At 39.4% G+C, this 10,213-nt stretch carries 7 protein-coding genes; 2 read left to right on the forward strand and 5 right to left on the reverse strand.

Annotation, left to right across the window (positions count from 1 at the left end; genetic code table 11):
• Both AC1DND_RS09415 and AC1DND_RS09420 read left to right on the forward strand, forming a co-directional pair.
• Positions 1-1,196 (forward strand): penicillin-binding protein 1C (locus AC1DND_RS09415; protein WP_477581072.1); only part of this gene is annotated, 1,196 nt, incomplete at its 5' end.
• A 156-nt stretch (positions 1,197-1,352) separates the two neighbouring features.
• On the forward strand, positions 1,353-2,333 hold the full coding sequence (locus AC1DND_RS09420) for an SH3 domain-containing protein (protein WP_477581074.1): 981 nt from the start codon (positions 1,353-1,355) through the stop codon (positions 2,331-2,333).
• An 8-nt stretch (positions 2,334-2,341) separates the two neighbouring features.
• Here the strand turns inward: AC1DND_RS09420 and AC1DND_RS09425 are convergent, their stop codons facing one another.
• From AC1DND_RS09425 to AC1DND_RS09445, 5 genes are all read right to left on the reverse strand, one after another.
• Entirely contained in the window at positions 2,342-2,881 is a 540-nt protein-coding gene (locus tag AC1DND_RS09425; RefSeq protein ID WP_477581076.1) for a hypothetical protein, read from the reverse strand.
• A 2-nt stretch (positions 2,882-2,883) separates the two neighbouring features.
• Complete coding sequence (locus AC1DND_RS09430; RefSeq protein ID WP_477581078.1) at positions 2,884-6,591, reverse strand: eCIS core domain-containing protein; 3,708 nt, start codon at positions 6,589-6,591, stop codon at positions 2,884-2,886.
• Positions 6,592-6,593: 2 nt separating this feature from the next.
• Positions 6,594-7,976, reverse strand: a complete 1,383-nt coding sequence (locus tag AC1DND_RS09435; RefSeq protein ID WP_477581080.1) for an ATP-binding protein — start codon at positions 7,974-7,976, stop codon at positions 6,594-6,596.
• Positions 7,943-9,430: a contractile injection system tape measure protein gene (locus AC1DND_RS09440; protein WP_477581082.1), complete on the reverse strand. Its 1,488-nt coding sequence runs from the start codon at positions 9,428-9,430 to the stop codon at positions 7,943-7,945. The genes AC1DND_RS09435 and AC1DND_RS09440 overlap by 34 nt, the downstream gene beginning before the upstream one ends.
• 12 nt (positions 9,431-9,442) lie before the next feature.
• A partial coding sequence (locus AC1DND_RS09445; RefSeq protein WP_477581084.1) for a hypothetical protein occupies positions 9,443-10,213 on the reverse strand: 771 nt, incomplete at its 5' end.

A 10,213-nucleotide genomic window follows, 5' to 3' on the forward strand; every position in this document is an offset into this window, starting at 1 on the left:
TCCCTGCAGTAAAAATCCCTGCAGTAAAAATGCTGCAACAATACAAATATGAACGTTTTTACGATAAACTAAAAAAACTCGGAATAGGAACACTTAACCAACCAGCAGATCATTATGGCTTATCGTTAATTTTAGGCGGTAGCGAAGTTACGATGTGGGATTTGGCTAACACCTACATGGGCATGGTACGTACGTTAAACCATTTCAATACCTATAAAGGTTTGTATAACCCTGAAGATTATAAACCTGCAAGCTATTTCAATGGCGAAAATAAAGATGAAAAAGATTATCAGCGCACCTCCTTTTTAGACCATGGCTCGATTTGGGCTACTTTTAATGCAATGGAAGAGGTAATGCGACCAGGTGATGAAGGTTTATGGGAGCAGTTTTCTTCATCGCAAAGAGTTGCCTGGAAAACAGGAACGAGCTTTGGTTTTCGCGATGCTTGGGCTGTTGGTTTAACACCGAATTATGTGGTTTGTGTTTGGGTAGGCAATGCCGATGGAGAAGGAAGACCAGGCCTGGTAGGAATTGAAGCAGCTGCCCCAGTCCTATTTGACATTTTTAGGTTACTGCCTAATGGAAAATGGTTCGAAACACCAGCCACCAAACTTAAAAAGATAAAAATATGCAAGCAGAGCGGTTATAAAGCTGGAGAATATTGTACCAATGTGACAGAAGAATTAGTGCCGGCTGCAGGAGAGAAAACTGTCGTTTGTCCTTTCCATAAATTGGTTCATTTGGACAGAACAGGCACATTTAGGGTTACCGACCAATGTGAAAGCATAACCCATATGCAGCACAAAAGCTGGTTTATTTTGCCGCCAGCAATGGAGTATTATTACAAAATAAAGAATAGCGACTATAAATCCCTTCCTCCTTTTAAAAGTGGCTGCGACCTTTCGGGTGGAAATAGTGTAATGGAGGTAATTTACCCGAAAAACAATGCAATAGTTTACATTCCCTTAGAACTAGATGGAACAAGAGGCAAAATTGTGATTAATGCAGCCCACAGAAATTCAGGTTCTAAAATATATTGGCATATTGATAATGAATATGTTAGCACCACTACTAATTTTCATCAACTGGCCATTAGTCCACCGCCTGGTAGACATACTTTAACCCTGGTTGATGAAAATGGAGAAAGGCTGGTACAGGTTTTTACAGTTTTAGATAAAGAAAAAAACAACAGATAAAAGGCAATTTAAAAGAGAAAATAAAAAAACACAACAAACTGATATTAAAAAACTTACATTGATTTAAACTACTTTAAGTATATTTAGTAGAACATTTAGAATTTCAAAAATTTTCATCCTTGTAACAGTTAAGTTTTACCTTAAACCAATCTTGTTATGACTAGTAAATTCGGTTTTACCAAAATGGATATTAATGAATTTGAAACGTGGATTTCAAATTTAAGAGTTGCCCGAACCATCATACACATTCAGGAGCATCATACCTGGAGTCCGAGCTACATCAATTTTAAGGGTAATAATCACTTTGATTTGCAGCAAGGAATGAAAAATTACCACGTTAGTCATAATGGTTGGATGGATATCGGGCAACATTTTACTACTTTTCCCGATGGTACAATTTTAACCGGTAGAAACCTTGAAAATACACCTGCTTGCATTTTAGGTTTTAACAGCCACGCCATTTGTATTGAAAATCTTGGGGACTTCGATACAGGAAAGGATTTAATGACCGCTGAACACAAAAATACTATTGTAAGGATAACGGCAGCACTGTGTAAAAAATTCGGTATCACAGTTAACAGCGATAACGTAGTTTATCACCATTGGTTTAATTTAACGACCGGAGTAAGAAATAATGGAACGGGCAACAATAAAACCTGCCCGGGCACTAATTTTTTTGGCGGTAACAAGGTTGAAAATTGCAATCAAGATTTCCTACCACTGGTAAGTGCAGCTTTAAATGGTGTCGTTCCACAACCTGCGCAGAATATTATAAAATATGTTGCAGTTACCGCCGATAGCTTAAACATTAGGGAAGACGCGAATGCCCAAAGTAAAAAAGTTACCGGAGTTGAGCCAGCAACCTTAGGGGCTATTCTCCGCGTATACGGAGAGAAAAATGGCTGGTATAAAATATCAGCATCGCAACAACATTGGGTAAATGGAAGTTTCACCAAAAACGTAACCAGGGCAACAGTAAATGCCACTACCCTAAATGTAAGAAGCGGGCCAGGCACCAATTTTCCGAAAGTTTCTGCACTTACAAAAAATCAGGAGGTTTTTATCGTTGAAGAAAGTAATGGCTGGTGTAAAATAAGTAACGATAATAAATGGGTGAAGAAGGAATTTTTAAATTAATTATTTAGCTATTGAAAACTTTCTTTCCACTCGCCAAAAGCTTTTCTTAATTTAGTAGTAGCCAAAAAACTTTGTATTGGATCTTCTATTTTACCAACACCTTGTTCATCAATAAAATTATACAGCGCATTATAATCCGGATAGTCTGTATGAAATCTTTGCAATTCCTTTTCGAGGTAATTTTTATCAAAACGTTTTAATGCCTGCTTTTCTGTTTGCCCCATCCGTTTTGCAAAATCCAAGAAAGTTAAGCACTGATATATTAAACCTGTACCATAATACAACAGTGCCAAAAAAGTTTCAAAATCCTTGGCTGCAATATCAAAAGGAACACCTTCAGAACTTATTAAAACAACGGGCAAGGCATTTTCATGCTTCCAGATCGCCCAGGCAGAGCCATTATTTGATTCTGTGAAAACCTCCAAATCGTTCTTATCATAATTGGCTATTAATTTAGTTAATATGCTATTGTCTGCACGCTCCAAATCAACTAAAAAGCCCTGTTGATTGTCCAAAAAAGCTTGAAATTTACTTACAAGATTTTCCATACTTATGTTTTATATCGATCTAAATTTTGAGCTAACATAGCTTGTTCACCTTGTAAAATACGCGTTTTTAATTCGTTATATAAATCGGTTTTATCGGTACCTGTAAAACCTACCTCACCCAAATCTTTCCAGTTATCGTGGCTTTCTGCCTGATTAACCACTCCCCTCATTGCCTGAACATCTGCACCCAATTCTTTTTTCAATAGATCTACATTATCCGACCGTTTTTGTTTAGGAGTTTTAGTTTTATCGTGCCTTATGGTATCAACAGCAGCCGTAAAGGCTTTCAAAATCGGATTACTTTTATGTCCAAAAGTTCTACCAGCTTCATGCCTATATTTGTGTAAATTGATTACATAGGCTGAAGGTGCATGGCTGCCGTCTAAAACATCTTTTATCGGATTACTTGGCGGGAAATAAGGTTGCGCCGCCGAATAAATGAGTGCCGCCGCCTGAGGTTGGTGATCGCCTGTCATTTGATCTCCTTTTGGTATTGGTACACTTCCATAGGTGCCAGCCAAACCTTCTAAGGCATAACGATCTCGAGCATCTGATAAATTTTCTCTTCCTATTAACGACCTTAAAATAGTAGTTAAAGCGATAGAGTTTGTCCAAAAATCATTAGCGTATTTTTCCAAATCTGCTTGTTTACTTGGATCTATTGCTCTACCCGTATTGTCATCAACTTTAATGGTATTTAATTTTTGCAGATTTGGTGCTACGCCCGTACGGTATAAATTTTGTGCGGTAACGGCCTGAATATGTTTTGGATCTGTATCAGAAGTTGTATCAATAATATCCTGTAAAAATTTCTCTATAGTAATTGGCTCACTGGCCATCATTTCTATCCGATTCCCTTCGGCACCCCTTATAAAGACTAAATGATGCTCATTATTTACATCATCAAAAGGTTCGGTTCTATCATACCAGGTATCATCGTTATAGCCGAATGGGGAATCGCAAGTTGGCGAAAACACGGATAACGCAGCGGTGGTGTAGGTTCCAACCGGAATTACGGTATGGTTTCTGTAATGGTAATATGGGTACATTACACCATGCACCACCGACATTCTTGGTCTGACAGTAAAATTGCCACGGTCAATGTAAGTATCTGCTACCGAATCAGGCAAAGTTGAGATATATTTTAAATCATCAGGCACACCCGTTGCGGCCTGTGCCTCAGCCTGGCAATCTGTTTTATAATCTGTCCAGCGCTCACCTCCTGCAGCAAAATCGCCTGATGGTGGGCTAACGCTATAGTGGTAAAAATCTAGACCTACCTCATTATTTGGGCCTACTCCAGGTCCTGCCGAAGGCAATGGTTTTGCAAATGTGGCAAAGTACATTTTCCCATCGTAAGGTGGCAAGCCAAATGCCCACGCCGGGCAATTTCCGGCCAGGTTATTACAAGCACATTCAATATTTGCGGCCATGTGCCAAGGTAAAATCATGGCCCAGTTACCGGTTTCCCCTTTAACATCAGCAGCCCAATCAAAACCGGCATCGTGTTCTCTGCAGCCATCATGTGTATTGCAATCCTGAAAATCATCATATTGCCAGAAAGTTCCGGTAGCGGGATCAAAAATTGTTATGGTACCCAAATGTTCGCAGGTATCACAATTTACCCCACAAGCACCTCTGCATTCAGCCTTGCTGGCAGTTCCTGGCACTTTTTGATAAGCTTCTATCGGTCCTGCCAATCTCGGCCCAGGACCAAAAGAGCCACTTCCAGGAGCACCGGTTGCATTCCAATCCCAGCTACCACCATTTTGAGATGGCAGGTAACCTAAAGTGCTTAAAATGGCACATAAGCCACTTATAAGTGGGCAATCATCTGTAAAGCCCTGGCTACGATCAATAGCCAATGCGGCATTGTCAAAAGGAATTCCCGTAATTGTTGGCGTAGCCACACTTACCCCCGTAATGCCATGACCAGGCACACCGCTAATGCTACCCGATAAACCAAGTGAGGCTGCTGCATCACCATGCCATTCGTATGGTTGCCAGTAAATCCGGCAAAGATTAAAACCAAGCACGCTCAGTTGAGCATAAGCTCCAGCAAATAGATCGGCAGCAATTCCAAAATCCAGATCTATATCAGGACTGGCCGTAATGGTACCTCCACCATATGATAATGAGCCACCAATGTGTGTGGTTTGCATGCCAATAGCCCTAACAAATACAGCTGGGCCACCTTCGGCACTTAAGAGCGGAATACTTACTGGTACGGGCACAGGACCAACTGGTATAATGCCGCTTAAGCTAAGCTCGCCTTTTATTCCACCCCGTAATTCTGCACCTAATGATAAAGCGCTTGTAATGCTAATACCACCGCTAATACTGTAGTTGCTGGTTAAAGGATTGATTAAAATATGTGTCGGGTCAAAACAAATTGGCCCTATCTGTACCTGAACTTCTGGTGTAATACTACCCGTAAGCCCTACTTCGCCCGAAATGAAAACATCTGGAGCGATTGGCATGGCAAAAATTGGGATCATAAAATCCTGGTCCATAGCATCTAACGTAAACTGCTGACTATGGCCATCCAACGGACAACCTCCAGGAATATCGATTTCTAAACCACTGGTGGTTATCCTTACATCCACACCTAAAGCATCGGCCAATGCCTGTGCCGCCTGTCCCGCTTGGGTTGCAAGCCAATCTACTGCATCTACACCTGCATCGTAAACGGCACCTGCCGCATCAGATACAGCTCCACCTACAGCACTTGCGGCATCTCCAACAGCACCAGCCGCATCACTCAATCCTTCACCTACAGTATCAACTCCTCCAGCTACATCATTGGCAAACTCATCCCAGCTATATCTTTGTATTTCTGGGGATGCCCCTTGCTGCATGGTATGCGTTAACTCATGTGCCAACAAAAATTTTCCGCTCTGCGAATTTGGGTTATACTCGCCTTTATTAAAATAAATATTATTGCCAACTGTGAATGCCCTGGCATTAATGCTATCGTTCATTTTAGCAGCGTGGGAAGTATCATGAATCCTTACTCCCGAAAAATCGCCTCCCATTTTACTGCCCAAATCGCGACTAACATGCCCAGGCAAAGTAGTTCCACCACCCCTTGTAGCGGCAATACCAGATTGCACACTTGATGGTGCACTGCCTCCAGCAGCAGAAGCCGATTCCGATTTGGCTTGCAATACTTCTGGTTGATCTATTTCTTTAAGTACTTCGGCTTTACGGGATAATTTTTCTTCATTTTCGCAGCTGGCGCATTTACGCTGTAATTTAGGTTCATCAATCTCTTGTTCTTTACGCGATGCTTGCTCCTCATGTTCGCAACTGGCACATTTACGTTGCAACTTAGGTGGCGCTATTGCTTTAGGCTTTTCCTTTCTCGATACTTTCTTTTCGTTTTCACAACTGGCACACTTGCGTTGTATTGAAGGTCTGGCAAGGGTTCTCATCACTGCCGTTTCTTTACGCGATACTTTTTTCTCCTGTTCACAGCTAGAACATTTACGTTGCACACTCATCCCTGAAGTAGCCGTACCAAAACCCGACATTGCAAAACCTGTATTAGACGGCATTCGCATCACCCTTTCGGCCACTTGATCAGCCTCTTTCTCTTGTGGATCGTTTACGGCACCCACTTTTAGTTTAGCCTGAACACAACCAGTCCCAGGCCTGCTATGTGTAACAGACTTAGCTTGAGAATTTCCATATGCCAATGCAGTACTCATTGTTACAATGTTCGTCCTGATTTCTTTAATTCACGTTTAATGCCTTCTATAATATCTTTTTGCCTTATTTCTTTGCCTCCATCTTTAAGCATCTGCATGGTTGCATACTGCACCACATTAATGATTACGCCTCCTGTAAGTTCGAATTTTTGGGCAATTTCATTTAAATTTACTTTTTCTTCCAGCTTGGTAAACGGAGAAAACCCTTGCTCCCAAAGGATAGCCCGCTGATTTACCTGAGGCATAGGGAATTCTATAACAGATTGAAATCGGCGTAAAAATGCCTGATCGATATTCTGTTTAAAATTACTGGCCAGTATTACCAAACCATTATGATCCTCGATCCTTTGCAACAAATAGCTTGTTTCTTGGTTGGCATACTTATCTCTGGCATCACTTACATTTGTACGTTTTCCAAAAAGGGCATCTGCTTCATCAAAAAATAGTATCCATCCCTGATTTTCAGCTGCATCAAAAACCTTTGCCAAGTTTTTACCTGTTTCGCCAATGTATTTACTAACCACTCTACTTAAATCGATGCGGTAAACGGGTAAATTGTGTTTTTTACCCAAAACGGCTGCAGCTAATGATTTTCCTGTTCCGGCCTGTCCGTAAAAAAGCGTTCTAAAACCTGGCTTTAATTTATGTTTCAAACCCAAATCATTCATCATGGTAACGTTGTGTGTTAACCAGGAATTTAACAATTCTAAATGTTCTATAGTGTGCTCAGGTAAAACCAAATCACTATATTCCATATTGGTTTCGATTAAATGAGCTGGAAAATCGACCGAGAAACGGGGTTTACTCCTTTCACCAGTAGTAAACTCTTCGAACCAGTTTTTATTAATGTGTAAGGGAATGCTCGAAATGGGCTCGCCTGGCGGAAGTGGCTCGTATTCCAAAACATTTAAAGCAAAAAGTGGGTTTCTGGCATCAAATAGTTTTAATAAATCAAAGCGCAACATTAAGTTATCAGATGCCAATAAAAACAAAAATGTTTCTGCCGTAGGTAAAAAGCCACTGAATACATTTCCCTTTTTACCTCCAAATTCGGTAAATATCTGTCCGGTTTGTGGATTAGTAACCAAAAATATATCTAAACATTGGGGTTTTRTCTGACTCACCATTGCCAAAAAAAGCAAAAACCGATCAGCAAACTTAAGTTGGTGCTGAGTTAAAAACCTGGTGTAAGTAGAATCAAAACCGCTTAAATCTGGCGGTTGTACAGTAAAAATGCTTGTACCTGTAGCAACACTACCTGCATTTATTGCACTACGTAACTGCAGCACTTTTTCAAACCAGTTTAACTCGGCCAAAAGTGCATCTGCGTTTCCCCGCAAAAGCGTGGTGTTTACCAGTTCAGATTTATCAAATAATTGTTCCATGGTAAGCGTATTATGGATAATGACCAGGGTAAAGTGTCTAACAAAACATCCAATCCTTTTCTTTCTACATGTAAATTATAATTGCCCTCCCGAAAAATTAAACTTCCATTCCGCATTAAAAATGTTTGGGTTAATCCTTCTATCGAAGTGGAACCTAATTTTGTCCAATGTTTGATCACCGTTGCTTTTAATTCGGTACTCTGCTTTAATTCTTCTTCAGTGAATGCGATCTCGTTGAGCTTGATTACCACTTCCGGATCTGCCCCACACAATATTTTATTAAAAATTAACCTGCTTTCATCTTCAGGCATTTCGTTATAAACCAAATAATGCAAATACACTATTGCCTTGTGTCTACACGTTTCATCAATAAACTGATTGGCATTAAGCAATTGCAAAACATTAAACAAATTTTTAAAATATGGATACAAAATAATCAGACCTGCATTTTCGATTAGGATAGATGCATTATCCAGTACTTTAGTTTGCTTTACTTTCACCGTTTTACTTACTTCCTCTTCTCTGATTAATTCAGGTTTGGGCAATCCTTTACTGCTTGTAATGGCTGCTAGTAATTTATTAAAACGTTGAAGTACCAACTTTTCTTTTTTGAGCTGAACGGCAGCGATACTTAACTTAATACTATCTATTAAAGCCGGTTTCAATGATGGCATATGCTGCACCAGCGAGAAAAGCCAAAGCCCGAAATCTTCAGTATCCAGTAAGTGTTCATCCTGCTTTAAACCATCAAGCCAATACTTAAGTATAACATTAAATAAATCATGCTTAATATTTGGTTCAAAATACTTTAAGAGGATAATATCTGTTTTAAACTGAAGGTAATGATAAAAAAATGACTGCCTGCTAATGAGCTGGATTAATCTGCTATAACTACTAGAATTGTGCTTTAACGCTACAATAAATTGACAGAAAAGATTTCGATCAATATTGAAAAGCCTCAATAAAATTTCAGAAGGGTTAAAAACAATTTCAGAAGGTAACCACCAGGGCTTTAAGCCTGTTTGACAATATAAAGTCAACGATTCATACTCATTAGCAACAGTTCCACTATTAGCGGATAAACCTGGGTTGTGTTTTAAAAGTGTTTCAGGATGAAACTTCAGATTTTCAAGAAACAAACCGAGTTTCTCATCTAGAACAACACCAGTATTTACTTTATTAAAATTGTGATTTTTAAAATAGCCATAGACTTGAGTAATGATTTGTTCTTCAACATTTTGAATCAACTTATCTAAAGATAAATTACCCAAATCGATCTCTAATTTATCGATGCGAATGGTATTATTTATGGCAAATTCATCGAAAATGGTATTGAAGATTTCCGGCAATCTGGTTTTACAGAAATGGCCGATTTCTGCCTGCACCTTTTCCCAATCCTGTTGATTATCAACAGTGAGCAACATTTTTTGCGATTGGATGAGGTGTTTGTTCATGTTCTTAAACCATTAGTTTTTTCCAAACTCAAAGTTTTCGGTTACATCGGCGTCTTTTACACTCGTTTGTCTTTCTTGAAGGCCATATACTACTGAGGTAACCCTCATTAAATAATTACCTGGTGCTACGGTTATACTGTAATTTTCACCATTTGGTGTTTGTGAATACATAATTTGACTACCCTTTTCGTCAAAAACCTCTATCTTGTAAGATTGCGCGAAAGCAACTCTACCCTTTATTAAATGGGTTTCTTCCTGAATTCTGCCCATACCAATAAAGAACGTAATTTTAGCTGCTCCTACCTCTTCGCCAGTTTCTCTTTCAATTACGGCATATTCAAGTTCATCAACAGCAATAATAGATTTCATTGCCCGGCTATTTTCTGCCACCTTTTTCGGATCAAGGCTGTAAACCAAAATCTGTTTTTTCAGATTTGGTTTAGGCTCGTAAATTTCTTCTTCAAAGGTTACTGAACCTAAACCAGGATCACTTTTAACAATAACCTTGTAATCACTAGGGTGATATAAATTATTGAGCACCTGTATTTTGGCTGTGTTTATTCTACTTTGATTATATACTACAAAACGCGAAATTGGCACCACCAACGGTGTAAGTTCTTTATTGCGGTAATCTTTCACATCGCACTCGCAGCAACTGTCGTCTTCGTAAAGGGTAAAATCGGCAATTACATTTGATGCGATATTCTCTAAACCCTGTTTGCCTATTTCTTCAACCAGTTTATCATAATGTTCATTAAACTTTGCTTCGAATCCACTTAAGTA

The sequence above is a fragment of the Pedobacter sp. 01N416 genome (assembly GCF_056399685.1).

Excerpts from the sequence above, each read along its gene's own strand:
- AC1DND_RS09420 (WP_477581074.1), top strand. The coding sequence starts at position 1,353 with ATGACTAGTAAATTCGGTTTTACCAAAATGGATATTAATGAATTTGAA.
- AC1DND_RS09430 (WP_477581078.1), bottom strand. The coding sequence starts at position 6,591 with ATGAGTACTGCATTGGCATATGGAAATTCTCAAGCTAAGTCTGTTACA.
- AC1DND_RS09425 (WP_477581076.1), bottom strand. The coding sequence starts at position 2,881 with ATGGAAAATCTTGTAAGTAAATTTCAAGCTTTTTTGGACAATCAACAG.
- AC1DND_RS09440 (WP_477581082.1), bottom strand. The coding sequence starts at position 9,430 with ATGAACAAACACCTCATCCAATCGCAAAAAATGTTGCTCACTGTTGAT.